Origin of the sequence: Pseudomonas sp. MWU13-2862 (assembly GCF_023242495.1) — a bacterium.
Classification (GTDB): domain Bacteria; phylum Pseudomonadota; class Gammaproteobacteria; order Pseudomonadales; family Pseudomonadaceae; genus Aquipseudomonas; species Aquipseudomonas gingeri_D.
On the sequence record NZ_JALMEZ010000012.1, the window covers coordinates 142243 to 157791 of the forward strand.

The following is a 15549-nucleotide window of genomic DNA, read 5'->3' on the forward strand; positions in this document are numbered from 1 at the left end:
CTATTTATGCTGAGCAAGAAAATTCGCAATATTCTGCTGTTCGCAGTCATCGCCGCCATTTTCGCGGCCGTTGGCTACTGGAACATCAGCCCGGAACGTTTCCTCGAGCGCCCGGTGGCGCAGGTCGATGAAACCCAGATCGACTACTACGCTATTAACGCCCACAGCATTCAGTACATGCCCGACGGTCGAGTACAGTACGACCTGACCGGCGACAAGGTCGAACACCTCAAGGCGTCCGACGTGACCCTGGTGACCAAGCCAGACATGCACATCTACCGTGGCACGGTCTATCCCTGGCATGTCCAGAGCGAGCACGCCGAGGTCAACCCGGACGGCACCGAAATCGAACTGATCGACTCGGTACGGGTGGCGCGGACTGATGAACTACAGCGGGAAGTCATCATTACCAGCAGTCGTATGACAGTATTCCCACAGAAGCAATATGCGCAGACCGAGCAAGCCGTTAGAATCGACGGCGCCGACGGCGTGACCACTGGCAAGGGAATGAAAGCGTATTTAAACGACAGCCGGATACACCTGCTGTCCAATGTAAGAGGACAGTATGAGTCTCGTTAAAACCCTCCCTATTTTGCTTGGCCTCGGTGCGGCACTGGGAAGCGTGAGCGCCTGGGCTCTGCCGACCGACAGCCAGCAGCCCATCCGCATCCAGGCCGACGACGCTCAGCTGGACGACAAGCAAGGCATCGCCACCTACAAAGGTGACGTGGTCATTACCCAAGGCTCGATGATCGTCAAGGGCAACACCGTGACGCTGACCCGGACCAAGGACGGCGCCATCGACGTGGTGACCTCCGTGGGTAACCTGGCCTACTTCGAGCAACTGCAGAAAGTCGGCGATCCGAAGCCGGTGCAGGGCTATGGCGTGACCATCCAGTACCACGCCCAGCAGAACCGCATCATCCTGATCGACAAGGCCAAGGTGATCAACGACGGCAACACCACCGAAGGCGAGAAAATCGTCTACGACACGGTGAAGCAGATCGCCCAGGCCGGCCGCGCCAACGGCAGCACGATCACCGCCCCGCGCCCACGCATCGACATGGTCATCCAGCCGAAGCAGAAAACCGAACAGCAGAAGGCGCAGTAATGGCAACCCTGAAAGCCCAGCATCTGGCCAAGGCCTACAAAAGTCGCCAGGTGGTGCGTGATGTCAGCCTGTCGATCGACAGCGGGCAGATCGTCGGCTTGCTCGGCCCCAACGGTGCCGGCAAGACCACCTGCTTCTACATGATCGTCGGCCTGGTCCAGGCCGATCAGGGTCGCGTGCTGATCGACGACCAGGATATCAGCCACCAGCCGATGCACGGTCGCGCGCGCGCCGGGATCGGCTATCTGCCCCAGGAAGCATCGATCTTCCGCAAGCTGTCGGTGGCGGACAACATCATGGCGATCCTCGAGACCCGCAAGGAGCTCGACAAGAACAGCCGCCGCAAGGAGCTGGAAAGCCTGTTGCAGGAATTCCACATCAGCCACATTCGCGACAACCTCGGCATGAGCCTGTCCGGTGGTGAACGGCGCCGGGTGGAAATCGCCCGCGCCCTGGCCACCGCGCCGAAATTCATCCTGCTCGACGAGCCCTTCGCCGGGGTCGACCCGATTTCCGTTGGCGATATCAAACAGATCATCCATCACCTCAAGGCCAAGGGCATCGGCGTACTGATCACCGACCACAACGTCCGCGAGACCCTGGACATCTGCGAAACCGCCTATATCGTCAATGATGGACAGCTGATCGCCGAAGGCGATTCAGCCACTATCCTGGCCAACGAACTGGTCAAGGAAGTCTACCTGGGCCATGAGTTCCGCCTGTAAACATCGAGGTAACGGATCAACCGCCAGAGCGCTCCCTGTTCAATAAAAACCACAAGATTTTTATTGTTACAGCGCTCTAGGCAAAGGCTCGGGTTTCAGGCATATAATTTGCTTATGTTTGGCGCCCCGGCGCCCTGTAGAGTGGATGGCGCATGCGCGCCGGCGAATAAGGTGTTAAGCCCCTGCCATGAAACCATCGCTAGTCCTGAGAATGGGCCAGCAGCTGACGATGACACCGCAGCTGCAACAGGCCATCCGCCTGCTCCAATTGTCGACCCTGGACCTTCAGCAGGAAATCCAGGAGGCCCTGGAGTCCAATCCGATGCTCGAACGCCAGGAAGAAGGCGACGACTTCGACAATACCGACCCGTTGGCCGACAACGCCGAGCACAAACCCAACACTGAAATCCAGGAACCCTCCTTCCAGCAGGAAACCGCCCCGACGGTGGACAACCTCGAGGAAGGCGACTGGAACGAGCGCATTCCCAACGAACTGCCCGTCGACACCGCCTGGGAAGATGTCTACCAGACCAGCGCCAGCAGCCTGCCGAGCAACGATGACGACGAGTGGGACTTCACCACCCGTACCTCGGCCGGCGAGAGCCTGCAGAGCCATCTGCTCTGGCAACTGAACCTGGCGCCGATGTCAGACACCGATCGGCTGATCGCCGTGACCCTGATCGACTGCATCAACAATCAGGGCTACCTGGACGAAACCCTCGAGGAAATCCTCGACGCCTTCGACCCGGAGCTGGATATCGAGCTGGACGAGATCGAAGCGGTACTGCATCGCATCCAGCAATTCGAACCGGCCGGCATCGGCGCGCGCAACCTCGGCGAATGCCTGCTGCTGCAATTGCGTCAGCTGCCAGCGCGCACGCCCTGGCTGGCCGAAGCCCAGCGCCTGGTCAGCGACTACATCGACCTGCTCGGCAGCCGCGACTACAGCCAACTGATGCGGCGCATGAAGCTCAAGGAAGACGAGCTGCGCCAGGTCATCGAGCTGGTCCAGAGCCTCAATCCGCGCCCGGGCTCGCAAATCGAGTCCAGCGAAGCCGAATACGTCGTCCCCGACGTGATCGTGCGCAAGGACAACGAGCGCTGGCTGGTGGAACTGAACCAGGAATCGGTGCCGCGCCTGCGGGTCAATCCGCAGTACGCCGGTTTTGTCCGCCGCGCCGACACCAGTGCCGACAACACCTTCATGCGCAACCAGTTGCAGGAAGCCCGCTGGTTCATCAAGAGCCTGCAGAGCCGCAACGAAACCCTGATGAAGGTCGCCACCCAGATCGTCGAGCACCAGCGTGGCTTCCTGGAATACGGTGACGAGGCGATGAAGCCGCTGGTCCTGCATGACATTGCCGAAGCAGTGGGCATGCACGAGTCGACGATTTCCCGGGTGACCACGCAAAAATTCATGCATACCCCCCGCGGTATCTATGAACTGAAATACTTTTTCTCCAGCCACGTCAGCACCTCCGAAGGCGGCGAATGCTCGTCCACGGCGATCCGCGCGATCATCAAGAAACTGGTTGCAGCGGAAAATCAGAAAAAGCCGTTGAGTGACAGCAAGATCGCTGGTTTACTGGAGGCACAAGGCATTCAGGTGGCCCGTCGTACTGTCGCCAAATACCGTGAGTCCCTGGGGATAGCCCCCTCCAGCGAACGGAAGCGACTGATGTAGTGGACGGGCCCCGTTACAGCGTTCCAGTGGTAGGCACAAGCCTGCCGCTTTATGCACTGGCAACGAAGGAGAAGCTGTATGCAAGTCAATATCAGTGGACACCAGCTGGAAGTGACCGAACCCCTGCGTGCTTACATCGGCGAAAAACTCGACCGACTGGAGCGTCATTTCGACAAGATCACCAACGTACAGGTGACCATGGCCGTCGAAAAACTGAAGCAGAAAATCGAAGCCACCTTGCATATCCACGGCGGTGAAGTGGTCGCCAACGCCGAGCATGACGACATGTATGCGGCGATCGACCTGCTCACCGACAAGTTGGACCGACAACTGAAAAAGCATAAGGAAAAGAACCTGCACCTGCTCCAAGGTACAGGTCGCTGATACCCATCCATGATCCGACTTGAAAGCATCCTGACCCCCGGCCGTTCTTTGGTGAACGTGCCGGGCGGCAGTAAAAAGAAAGCCCTCGAGCAAATTGCCAACCTGATCAGCCACGAAGTTCCTTACCTGGCCATGCAGGATGTCTTCGACAGCCTGATCGCCCGGGAGAAACTCGGCTCGACCGGTTTCGGCAATGGCATTGCCATCCCGCACTGCCGCCTGAAGGGTTGCGTGGCGCCCATCAGCGCCCTGATGCACCTGGACGCCCCTATCGATTTCGACGCCATCGACGGCGCGCCGGTTGACCTGCTGTTCGTCCTGCTGGTCCCGGAAGCCGCCACCGATGCCCACCTGGAACTGCTTCGGCAGATTGCCAGCATGCTCGACCGCAAGGACGTACGCGACAAACTGCGTGCGGCAACCTCCAACCAGGCCCTGTACCAGGTAGTCCTGGACGAGCAGAGCGGTCACTGACCATGCGCTTGATCATCGTCAGCGGCCGCTCCGGCTCGGGTAAAAGTACCGCCCTCGATGTCCTCGAGGACAACGGTTACTACTGCATCGACAACCTGCCGGCCGGCCTGCTGCCGGAGCTGGCCGAACGTGCGCTGATCCATACCGAGCTGGCGCAACCGCTGGTCGCCGTTTCCATCGACGCACGCAACCTGCCCAGCCACCTGTCACGCTTCCCGGAACTGCTCGATGAAGTGCGCAGCCGGCATATCCAGTGCGATGTACTGTACCTGGACGCCGACGAGGAAACCCTGCTCAAGCGTTTTTCCGAAACCCGTCGACGCCACCCGCTGAGCAATGCCAATCGCTCACTGGCCGAGGCCATCCGCGACGAAAGCAACCTGCTGGGGCCGATCTCGGACCTGGCCGACCTCAAGGTCAACACCACCAGCCTGAACCTCTATCAACTGCGCGACACCATCAAGCTGCGCCTGCTAAACCAGCCGGAACCGGGTACCGCCTTCCTGGTCGAGTCGTTCGGTTTCAAGCGCGGGATGCCGGTGGATGCCGACCTGGTGTTCGACGTACGCTGCCTGCCCAATCCCTACTGGAAACCGGAACTGCGCGAGCAGTCCGGGCTCGACCAACCGGTGGTCGAATACCTGGCCGCACAAGCCGACGTCGAGGAAATGTACCAGGATATTTCCAGTTATTTGCTTAAATGGTTGCCACGTTTTGCCGCCAGCAACCGGGCTTATGTCACTATTGCCATCGGCTGCACGGGCGGGCATCACCGCTCCGTCTACCTCACCGAACGCTTGGGCAAGGCCCTGCAACAATCCCTGAAGAACGTCCAGGTCCGCCACCGCGACCTTAGCTGAAAGGACCACCACCGCGATGCCCGCTCTGGAAATTGAAATCATCAACAAACTGGGTCTGCACGCCCGTGCTTCGGCGAAATTCGTCGGCGTGGCCGGCCAGTTCCCCTGCCAGATCCGCGCCGGGCGTACACCGGAAAGCATGGTCGACGGCAAGAGCATCATGGCCATGATGATGCTGGCCGCTGGCAAGGGCACGAAGATTCACCTGAAGACCGAAGGCGAACAGGAAGACGCGGCCATGGCGGCACTGGTCAAGCTGATCAACAACTATTTCGACGAAGGCGAATGAAGCCCGATAAGACATTCGGATCCTGCAGCGCCTATTCAGACGCCATCGCCGGCAAGCCGACTCCCATAGGGACCGTGTTTGGCCTTAACTGAACGGCATCAGGGCAAGCCCGCTCGCCACGGGTCCAGTACAACCAAAGGTCCCCGTGAGGCCAAAAAAAGGGTGTCATCCATTGGATGACACCCTTTTTTTACAACCGATACGCCGAATCAGCTACCGGCGACCATCATCCGCTCGATCAACACCGAACCGGTACGGATATGGCTGCGCAGCTCAAGATCGCTGCCAACGGCGACGATCTGCTTGAACATGTCACGCATATTGCCGGCAATGGTCACTTCCTGGACCGGGAACTGGATCTCGCCATTCTCGACCCAGAAGCCCGCCGCCCCACGCGAGTAATCGCCGGTGACCATGTTCAGCCCATGGCCCATCAACTCGGTCACCAGCAGGCCGCGGCCCATGCGCCGGATCAGCGCGTCCTGGTCCTCGACCCCATGGGTGACGAACAGGTTGTGCACGCCACCGGCGTTGGCCGTGCTTGGCAGGCCCAGCTTGCGCCCCGAGTAGGTACCCAGCACATAGGAGACCAGGGTGCCATTTTCGACGAACGGCTTGGCATAGGTCGCCAGGCCATCACCGTCAAACGCCGAACTGCCCATGGCCTGCATCAGGTGTGGACGCTCGTCGAGGGTCAGCCACTCCGGGAACAGGCGCTGGCCCATCGCCCCTTCGAGGAACGAAGATTTGCGGTACAGGTTGCCGCCGGAGATCGCCGAAAGGAAGCTGCCGAACAAACCACCGGCCAACTCCGCCGAGAACAGCACCGGCACTTCGCAGGTCGGCACCGGACGCGCGCCCAGGCGGCTGGCCGCCCGTTGCGCGGCCTTGCGGCCAATGCTCGAGGCATCCGCGAGCAGTTCGCCCTGGCGATTGACGTCATACCAGTAATCGCGCTGCATCTGGCCGTCGCCTTCGGCGATCATCACACAGCTGAGGCTGTGCCGGGTCGAAGCCGAACCGCCGATAAACCCGTGGCTGTTGCCATACACGCGGCAACCCTGGGAGGTGCTCAAGGTGGTGCCGTCGGCATTCTTGATCCGGCTGTCGGCGTCAAACGCCGCCGCCTCGCAGATCAATGCGCGCTCGATGGCCTGCTCAGGGGTGATGTCCCAGGCATGGAACAGATCGAAGTCCTTGAGCTCCTTGGCCATCAGGGCCGCATCAGCCAGGCCCGAGTGCTCGTCTTCCGAGGTGTGCTTGGCGATGGCCAGGGCCGCCGCCACGGTTTCGCGAATCGCTTCAGGACCACTGGCCGAGGTGCTGGCCGAGCCTTTGCGCTGCCCCACGTACAAGGTGATGCCGAAACCCTGGTCGCGGTTGAACTCGACGGTTTCCACTTCCCGCTGGCGCACCGAAGTCGACAGCCCCTGCTCCAGGGATACCGCCACTTCACAGGCACTGGCGCCCTGGCGTTTGGCTTCGGCGAGAATCTGCTCGACCTGCTCCTGCAGGACCGGCAACGCCTGCGGGCCGACGCTTTGTGCTGAACTCATGGCTTTCTCCACTCAAATTCTGCTTTCGGTCAAGGTCTTCGAGCGACCGGGCCGGACAAGCGGCCCCCGACTGGTTATCATGGCGGCGTTTCTTTGCGGACTGCCACCATGGTTGATTCTTACGACGACTCCCTCGATGGGGAGAAAAGCAAAACCCAGGTCAAACGCGAGCTGCATGCTCTGGTTGATCTCGGCGAGCGCCTGACAACACTCAAGCCCGACTTGGTGGCAAAACTGCCACTGACCGACGGCTTGCGCCGTGCCCTGGCCGAAGCGCCGAAGCACACCGCGAATATCGCGCGTAAACGGCATATCCAGTTCATCGGCAGGCTGATGCGCGATCAGGACACTGACGCCATTCTGGTTCTGCTCGATCAACTCGACGCCTCCACCCGGCAATACAACGAACGTTTCCACAATCTCGAACGCTGGCGTGATCGCTTGATCGCAGGCGCCGACGATGTGCTGGAAAAGTTCGTCGCCGACTACCCGGACGCTGATCGCCAGCAACTGCGTTCCCTGATCCGCCAGGCTCAACACGAGCTTGCGCAGAACAAGGCGCCGGCCTCCAGCCGTAAAATCTTCAAGTACATCCGTGAGCTGGACGACGCTCAACGCGGCCTGCGTTGATCTTCGCCCCGGGTGAGTCGCCTTGGCGCTCACCCGACGCTCCACCTCTTCCTACGACCCCGTGCCACCCACGGTGATCGCATCGATTTTCAAGGTTGGCTGACCGACACCCACCGGTACCGACTGCCCATCCTTGCCGCACGTGCCCACGCCGCTGTCCAGCGCCAGGTCGTTGCCGACCATCGACACCCGACTCATGGCTTCCGGGCCGTTGCCGATCAGGGTCGCGCCCTTGACCGGTGCGGTGATCTTGCCGTCTTCGATCAGGTAGGCCTCGCTGGTGGAGAACACGAACTTGCCGCTGGTGATATCGACCTGGCCGCCGCCGAGGTTGGCGCAGTAGATCCCGCGTTTCACCGAGGCGATGATTTCCGCTGGATCGCTTTCGCCACCGAGCATGTAGGTGTTGGTCATGCGCGGCATCGGCAGATGCGCATAGGATTCGCGACGACCGTTGCCGGTGCGCGCCACACCCATCAGCCGGGCATTGAGCTTGTCCTGCATATAACCTTTGAGCACGCCGTTTTCGATCAGCGTGGTGCACTCGGTCGGTGTGCCTTCGTCGTCGACGCTCAGGGAACCACGACGACCAGCCAGGGTGCCGTCATCGACGATGGTGCAGAGTTTCGAGGCAACCATCTCGCCCATCCGCCCGCTGTAGGCCGAGCTGCCCTTGCGGTTGAAGTCGCCTTCCAGGCCGTGGCCGACCGCTTCGTGCAGCAGCACCCCGGACCAGCCGGAACCGAGCACCACCGGCAAGGTGCCGGCCGGCGCGGGAATCGCTTCAAGGTTGACCAGCGCCTGGCGCAGGGCCTCGCGGGCATAACCCATGGCCCGGTCTTCCGTGAGGAAATAACGATAGTCGGTACGCCCGCCACCGCCATGGCCGCCGCGTTCACGCCGGCCGTTCTGCTCGACGATCACACTGACATTGAAGCGCACCAGCGGCCGCACATCCGCCGCCAGGCCGCCGTCGGTGGAGGCCACGAGAATCCGCTCCCAGACCCCGGCCATGCTCACCGAAACCTGCTGGATACGCGGATCAAGGGCGCGAGTGGCAACATCGACACGCTTGAGCAACTCGACCTTCTCGGCACGGCTCATCACATCCAGCGGGTTGTCCGGCGCATACAACTGCGTCACTTCCTGGCTGCTGAACACCTGGACCTTGCCATGCTGCCCGGCCCGGGAAATCGAACGGGCGGCACGCGCCGCCGAGCCCAGGGCTTCGAGGGTAATGGCGTTGCTGTAGGCAAAACCGGTTTTTTCACCGGACTGGGCGCGTACGCCGACACCCTGGTCAAGGTTGAAACTGCCTTCCTTGACGATGCCGTCTTCCAGGGCCCAGGACTCGGAGATCTGCCCCTGGAAATACAGGTCGGCGGCGTCGATGCCCGGCCCGGCCAGGTCGCCCAGAACCGCTTGCAGACTTTCGATGGTCACGCCACCCGGCGCCAACAGGTGTTCGCTGACTGAGGACAACAACTCGCTCATGGTTTTGCGCCTTATTTCGTCATTCCGATGCAGGTCGCTGCGCGCCCTGCGAGAAAAAGCGCCGATGGCTCGCCACCGGCATCCGCGCCCGGATGGACGCTTGTTCATTACTGTCGCGTTCGGCCAGCAACACCGCTTCGCCTTGATCCTGTTCGGCGACTATGCGCCCCCATGGGTCGACAATCGCCGCATGCCCGAAGGTTTCCCGCGGCCCCGGATGCACCCCACCCTGGGCCGCCGCCAGCAGGTAGCACTGGGTCTCGATGGCCCGGGCGCGAATCAGCACCTCCCAGTGCGCGGCACCGGTCACGGCGGTAAAGGCCGAGGGCGCGGTGATCAATTCGGCACCGGCCTTGCGCAATTCACTGTAGAGCTCGGGAAAGCGCAGGTCGTAACACACGCTCAGGCCCAGCCGACCTACCGGGGTATCGGCCACCACCACCTGGCTGCCATAAGCATAGTCATCGGATTCGCGATAACGTCCGCGCGTGTCCGCCACGTCCACATCGAACAAATGCAGCTTGTCGTAACGTGCCACCGTCTCGCCCTGCTCATCGATCAACAGCGAGCAGGCATTGGCCTTGGCATGCGGTTGGTCAACGGGCGGTAACGGCAAGGTGCCCGCCACTATCCATAACTTGAGGTCGCGGGCGGCCTGTTTCAACCAGGGCAGGACAGGTCCTTCACCCATGGCCTCGGCGCGGCCGATCTCGGCGACGTCGCGACGGCCCATGGCGGCGAAGTTTTCCGGCAGTACGGCCAGTCGCGCCCCGCCTTCGGCCGCCCGCTCCAGCAGCGCGCGGGCCTGGGCCAGGTTGGCCAGCACATCGCTCTGGCTGACCATCTGGATGACGGAAAAGGTCATGGCGCACTCCTTCAAAGACATAGCGTCATGCTACTCCATGCAGCTGCACGCCCAGTACGAAAAATGTCGGCGCAACAGAGTCGCGCCGGGCCTTACTTCGACTTGTCAAACGGCTTGTCGAAGGTGATCTTCGGTTCTTTCCAGGGGCCGGTGACGCTGTATTTGACGCTGGCGAAGCGCGCCACGCGGTCGCCGATCAGCTTGTCGATCAGGAACAGTGCGCCGCCGATGGCCGGCGCACCGACGATCAACGCGGCAATCGGCAGGTTGTTGGTCACCGGCAAGGTCACCAGCAGCTTGGCATCGACCCGGTCGGCGACCATATCGAGGGTGCCGTTGAGTTCCAGGTTGCTCGAAGGCCCGGTCAGGGTGATCGGCTTGCGCGTGACATAGACGCCATCGCTGGCCACCAGCAGGCCCTTGACCCGATCGTAGCTCAGGCCTTTGCCCAGCAAGTCGGAAAAGTCCAGGCGCAGGCGGCGGCCGATGGAGTTGAAGTTCAGCAGGCCGAACACCCGTAGCGCCTGGGCACCGCCGTCAGCCTCGACGAACTGCCCCTTGTTCAGGGTCGCATCAAGACTGCCCGAGAAGCGCTTGAGACCGACCCAGGCCGGCGAACCGGGCCAGCGACCGTCAACGTCGAGCTGGAAATCCTCACTGGTGACGGTCGGGGCAAAGCTCCAGGCCTTGAGCACGTCCGCCAGGTTCTTGCCTTCCAGGCGCCCGTTGAACCAGCTGCCGCTGGCGCCGGGTAGGCCTTCCCAGCCACCGGAGCCCCGCAGTTGCAGACCCTTGAGGCCGAGATCGAGGTCATTGAGCTTGATCCCCTTGGGGGTCGGGCGCGCCTTGAGCGACCAGGCACCGAGCAGGTCGTTGCCCTGGAACAGTTGCTCGATGCTCACGTCCACCGCTGGAATCTGCCGGGGGTCGACCGACGCCAACGGGTCCGGGGCATTCTCATCGGCGACCACGCTCGGGTCCGGTGCTGGCAAACGCACATAGGCCAGCTTGACGCCAATCGGCACACCCTTGGCATCCGGCAAGGTCACGCTGCCCTTGGCCTGCCGGCTGTCGATCTGCAGGCCCCAGGCATTGGCACTGCGAGCCATCAGCAAACTCACCTGGTCGAACTGGCTACCGAAAGCGCTGAGCGTGCCGACCTTGAAATCCGCGCTGCTGAGCAATTGCTTGGCACTGCCGCCCGGATCCTGGCCGGCATAACGGTCAGCAACGGCTTTCCACGGCGCCAGGTCCAGCTCCGACAACACCCCACGGATCCGCAAGCCCTGGGTCGTCGGCAGTTGTGCATCGCCTTCGCCAAGGAACAACTCACCACGGCCATCGCCGAACTTGCCGCTCGGCGCGGCAAAGGTGAAATTGGCCAGGGTGCCGTAATCGAACCAGTAACGCCGCTCGGCGCCTTGCAGGGTCATGCGGAACACGCTGTCGCGGCCCAGTCCGGCGGGCATGCCGAACGGAGCCGGCAGGTCGACGGCAACGCCCTTGAGGTTGGAGTTGATCATCAACTGGCTGTCGGGACCGTCCAGGGTCAGTTGCAACTGGTAAGGCAGGTCGCCGGAAATCGGCAACGGCTGGCTGACATTCAGCCAATCGGTGAGTTTCTTGATCGCCACCTGCCCCTTGGCCACCACCCGGGTATTGAGGCTGCCCGGTTTGCCATCGGCGAAAATCTGCGCGGTAATCGGTCGCTCGAATGCCTGGGCACTGATGTTGCCGGCGCTGAGGCCCTTGGCGCTGTCGAAGCGGAAGTCGCCCTTGAGCTGGCTCAGTTCGAGGACCGGATCAGGCAGCTTGAGCGTGGCCTTGTCGGTCTTGAATTCCACCAGGATCTTCGGTTCCTCGGCCTTGACCAGCGGCACATCGAGGCTCACCTTGCCCGACAGATCACCCGTGGCCTGCCAGCCGGCAAAGGTCGCGGCGGTGCCGATCGGCGCCTCCTGGAGAATCTTCAGGCCGTCGCCCAGGCCGCCGGCAAAGTTGCCGTCGAGGAACATACGGCTGTGCTGGCCGCTGGGCACATGGGGAATATTGACCATGATGTCGCTGACCTGGGTGTTGAGCAACTGGCCTTCGCTGGCCTTGATCCGCACCCCGCTGTCCTCGATAAAGACGTCGCCCTTGACCTTGCTGACATGGGGCCAGCCCGGCTGGAACGCCAGTTCGGCATCATGGACCTTGAAAAACAGGCTGATATTGCGTGCCGCCGCCGAGGCATCGTGGTTCAGCGACCCCTGGTACTGGAAGAAGCCCTGCTCCACCGCGCCATGCAGGACCGAGCTGCGCAGCCATTCGTCCAGCGCCGGGCTCAACACCGCCGGCAGGTACTTGGGGGTGAAACGACCCTCGCCATCCACCAGGCCGACCCGCAGGTCCATATAGTCTTCGGTGCCCTGGGCGAAGTGCAGGCGAATCAGGAAGTCGGCGGCGATCTTGCCTTCTTCCCCGAGCACCTTGATGTAGGGCGCGATCAGGGTGAAACCTTCCTGGTCCAGGCGCCAGGTCAGCCGGGCATTGGCTTGCAGGTACTGCCAGGGGTTGTTGAAGATCGGGTACAGGTGCAGGGAGAAATCCTTGCTGTCCATGCGCAGTTCGCCCTGGCCGAGGTCGCCGCTGATGCTGCCGCTGACGTTACGCGCCGCCGGGGCGCCATGGTAGGCGTCAAAGCCGACCCGCTCCAGGTTCGCGGCGAAACTCAGCTTTTGATCGCCGGTTTCCTGGGGCCGGTAATCCAGCAGCACGTTGCGCAGGGTACCGATGACCTTCAGGTGATCGATGGCCGTGGCCAGGCCTTCAGGCAAGGGTGCGAGGGCGTCGAGCAAGGGGGTGATGGGTGTCAGGTCAAGGCGGTCGGCCTGCAGGTGCCAACGTTCCGAATCCTTGTCGGTGGCCGCGAGTTGCTGCAACTGCAGATGGCTTTCCCAGCGCGTCTTCCCCAGGTTCATGGCCAGGGAATTGAGCTGCACGTCAAAACCCTGCCCGGTGTGCTGGACATAGGCGTTGAGGGCCAGGTTGTCGATGCTGATCGCCTTGCGCTGGGCATAGGCGCCCTGGAATTGCGGGGCATTGAGGCGGACCACGGCGTTCTGCACCGTGCCATTGCCCCAGTTCAACCAGAATTCGCCACCGGCCTTGAGTTCGGTGATTTTCATTTGCCCGGTCAGGCGCGCCGGCAGCCAGCGCGCCCAGTCGCTTTGCGGCAGGCTCAGGTAGGCTTGCGCGGTGCCGTTGCGCCAGTCACTGGCGCGCAGGCGGGTCTTCAGGTTCAGGGCCAGGGGCTGGCCGTCAGGCAAATTCAGGCGCAGATCGAGGCGCTGGCGGGAAATACCGCTTTCCAGGTTGAGACCGACATAAGTCAGGGTCAGCGGCGACTCGCCGAACGGCTGCAAGGTCACCTGGCTGTCGAGCACCGACAGTTGCTTGACCATCTGCATGCGGGTCAGCAACTGCGCGGGGTCCAGCGGCTGATCGTCCTGTACCGGCAAGCCCTGGAGGGCCCAGTGGCCGTCCTGGTCTTCTTTCAGGCTCAGTTGCAGGCCGCCCAGTTCCAGATGGGCGATCCGCACTTCGCGGGCGCGCAGGCTGGCCCAGAGATCGGGCACCACCTGGACCTTGTCCAGCAACAGCGCCGAAGCGCCCTCGCCGACTTTCACGTCATGGGCCAACAGCACCGGGGCCAGGCCATGCCAGCGCCCTTCCAGGCTGCCGATGGACAGCGGCAAACCTACGGCGGCCTGGGCCTTGCTTTCGATCTCGGCGCGATACTCGGCCACCAGCGGCACCAGTTGCCGGCCCAGGCTGGCATACAACGCCACCAGCACCAGCAAGAACGCACAGAGGCCCATGGTCCAACGGGTCAAGCCGGCAACAAAGCGTGTCAGACGCTCCATGTCAGTGCCCCCTTGAGGCATGGTTCAATGAACAGGTCGACACCGGGCCGGGCTTGCAGGTTCTCAGTACGGGAAATCAGAGCAGCACCACGTCATATTGTTCTTGGGAATACATGGTCTCGACCTGGAAACGAATGGTGCGGCCGATAAAGCCTTCCAGCTCCGCGACATTGCCGGACTCCTCGTCCAGCAAGCGATCGACCACCTTCTGGTTGGCCAACACTCTATAACCTTCAGCCTGGTAGGCGCGGGCTTCACGCAAAATTTCACGGAAAATCTCGTAGCAAACCGTTTCCGGGGTCTTCAGCTTGCCGCGCCCCTGGCAGCTGCTGCAGGGCTCACAGAGCACCTGTTCGAGGCTTTCGCGGGTGCGCTTGCGGGTCATCTGCACCAGGCCCAGCTCGGTGATGCCGATGATATTGGTCTTGGCGTGATCGCGCTCCAGCTGCTTTTCCAGGGTCCGCAGGACCTGGCGCTGGTGCTCCTCGTCTTCCATGTCGATGAAGTCGATGATGATGATCCCGCCGAGGTTGCGCAGACGCAGTTGCCGGGCAATCGCGGTGGCCGCTTCGAGGTTGGTCTTGAAGATGGTTTCTTCGAGGTTGCGATGGCCGACAAAGGCCCCGGTATTGACGTCGATGGTGCTCATGGCTTCGGCCGGGTCGACCACCAGGTAGCCGCCGGACTTGAGCGGGACCTTGCGTTCCAGGGCCTTCTGGATCTCATCCTCGACGCCATAGAGGTCGAAGATCGGCCGCTCGCCGGGGTAATGCTCCAGGCGGTCGGCGATTTCCGGCATCAGTTCGGCGACGAACTGCGTGGTCTTCTGGAAGGTTTCCCGAGAGTCGATGCGAATTTTCTCGATCTTCGGGCTGACCAGGTCGCGCAGGGTGCGCAGGGCCAGGCCAAGGTCTTCGTAGATCACGCTGGGGGCGCCGATGGTCTTGATCTGCGCGCCGATCTGGTCCCAGAGGCGCCGCAGGTAGCGGATGTCCATCATGATCTCGTCGGCCCCGGCGCCCTCGGCCGCCGTGCGCAGGATAAAGCCGCCGGCTTCGGTGATGCCTTCACGGGCCACGCAGTCGCTGACCACCTGCTTGAGGCGCTCGCGCTCGGCTTCGTCCTCGATCTTCAGGGAAATGCCGACGTGGGCCGTACGTGGCATGTACACCAGGTAACGCGAGGGAATCGACAGTTGTGTGGTCAGGCGCGCCCCCTTGGTGCCGATGGGGTCCTTGGTGACTTGCACCACCAGGCTCTGCCCTTCGTGTACCAGGGCGCTGATGCTCTCCACCGCCGGCCCTTCGCGCATGGAGATTTCCGAGGCGTGGATAAACGCCGCGCGGTCCAGGCCGATATCGACGAATGCCGCCTGCATGCCCGGCAACACCCGCACCACCTTGCCCTTGTAGATATTGCCGACGATCCCGCGTTTCTGCGTACGCTCGACATGAACCTCTTGCAACACGCCGTTCTCTACCACCGCCACGCGCGATTCCATCGGCGTGATGTTGATCAGGATCTCTTCACTCATGGCTGGGTCTCGTTCAGGCGTATTCACAATAAAGT

At 62.1% G+C, this 15549-nt stretch carries 14 protein-coding genes; 9 read left to right on the top strand and 5 right to left on the bottom strand.

Annotated elements, in window-relative coordinates:
* Window positions 1-6 precede the first annotated feature (6 nt).
* The 8 genes from lptC (at window position 7) to M5C56_RS21555 (ending at window position 5527) form a co-directional block, all read left to right on the top strand.
* Window positions 7-579, top strand: a complete 573-nt coding sequence (gene lptC, locus M5C56_RS21520; protein ID WP_103498072.1) for an LPS export ABC transporter periplasmic protein LptC — start codon at window positions 7-9, stop codon at window positions 577-579.
* Entirely contained in the window at window positions 566-1111 is a 546-nt protein-coding gene (gene lptA, locus M5C56_RS21525; protein ID WP_103498073.1) for a lipopolysaccharide transport periplasmic protein LptA, read from the top strand. The genes lptC and lptA overlap by 14 nt, the downstream gene beginning before the upstream one ends.
* Entirely contained in the window at window positions 1111-1836 is a 726-nt protein-coding gene (gene lptB, locus M5C56_RS21530; RefSeq protein WP_103498074.1) for an LPS export ABC transporter ATP-binding protein, read from the top strand. Before lptA ends, lptB begins: the two co-directional genes overlap by 1 nt.
* A 187-nt stretch (window positions 1837-2023) precedes the next feature.
* Complete coding sequence (locus M5C56_RS21535) at window positions 2024-3520, top strand: RNA polymerase factor sigma-54 (protein ID WP_103498075.1); 1497 nt, start codon at window positions 2024-2026, stop codon at window positions 3518-3520.
* A gap of 78 nt (window positions 3521-3598) precedes the next feature.
* On the top strand, window positions 3599-3904 hold the full coding sequence (gene raiA / locus M5C56_RS21540; RefSeq protein WP_017126531.1) for a ribosome-associated translation inhibitor RaiA: 306 nt from the start codon (window positions 3599-3601) through the stop codon (window positions 3902-3904).
* A 9-nt stretch (window positions 3905-3913) separates the two neighbouring features.
* Window positions 3914-4378, top strand: coding sequence for a PTS IIA-like nitrogen regulatory protein PtsN (gene ptsN / locus M5C56_RS21545; RefSeq protein ID WP_103498076.1), 465 nt, complete (start codon window positions 3914-3916; stop codon window positions 4376-4378).
* 2 nt (window positions 4379-4380) lie between these two features.
* Window positions 4381-5238, top strand: coding sequence for an RNase adapter RapZ (gene rapZ, locus M5C56_RS21550; protein ID WP_103498077.1), 858 nt, complete (start codon window positions 4381-4383; stop codon window positions 5236-5238).
* Between the two features lie 16 nt (window positions 5239-5254).
* Window positions 5255-5527 carry an HPr family phosphocarrier protein gene (locus M5C56_RS21555; RefSeq protein ID WP_103498078.1) on the top strand — a complete coding sequence of 91 codons (273 nt, stop codon included), beginning with the start codon at window positions 5255-5257 and terminating at the stop codon, window positions 5525-5527.
* Window positions 5528-5736: 209 nt separating this feature from the next.
* On the opposite strand, the gene pmbA is transcribed toward M5C56_RS21555, so the two are convergent.
* On the bottom strand, window positions 5737-7083 hold the full coding sequence (pmbA, locus tag M5C56_RS21560) for a metalloprotease PmbA (protein WP_103496430.1): 1347 nt from the start codon (window positions 7081-7083) through the stop codon (window positions 5737-5739).
* Window positions 7084-7191: 108 nt separating this feature from the next.
* On the opposite strand from pmbA, the gene yjgA reads away from it, so the two are divergent.
* Window positions 7192-7713: a ribosome biogenesis factor YjgA gene (gene yjgA, locus M5C56_RS21565; RefSeq protein WP_103496431.1), complete on the top strand. Its 522-nt coding sequence runs from the start codon at window positions 7192-7194 to the stop codon at window positions 7711-7713.
* A 51-nt stretch (window positions 7714-7764) separates the two neighbouring features.
* On the opposite strand, the gene tldD is transcribed toward yjgA, so the two are convergent.
* From tldD to rng, 4 genes are all read right to left on the bottom strand, one after another.
* On the bottom strand, window positions 7765-9207 hold the full coding sequence (tldD, locus tag M5C56_RS21570) for a metalloprotease TldD (protein WP_100942256.1): 1443 nt from the start codon (window positions 9205-9207) through the stop codon (window positions 7765-7767).
* 19 nt (window positions 9208-9226) lie between these two features.
* Window positions 9227-10072, bottom strand: coding sequence for a carbon-nitrogen hydrolase family protein (locus M5C56_RS21575; RefSeq protein WP_103496432.1), 846 nt, complete (start codon window positions 10070-10072; stop codon window positions 9227-9229).
* Window positions 10073-10164: 92 nt separating this feature from the next.
* On the bottom strand, window positions 10165-13980 hold the full coding sequence (locus tag M5C56_RS21580) for a YhdP family protein (protein ID WP_103496433.1): 3816 nt from the start codon (window positions 13978-13980) through the stop codon (window positions 10165-10167).
* A gap of 76 nt (window positions 13981-14056) precedes the next feature.
* Window positions 14057-15514: a ribonuclease G gene (gene rng / locus M5C56_RS21585; RefSeq protein ID WP_103496434.1), complete on the bottom strand. Its 1458-nt coding sequence runs from the start codon at window positions 15512-15514 to the stop codon at window positions 14057-14059.
* Window positions 15515-15549: the final 35 nt, after the last annotated feature.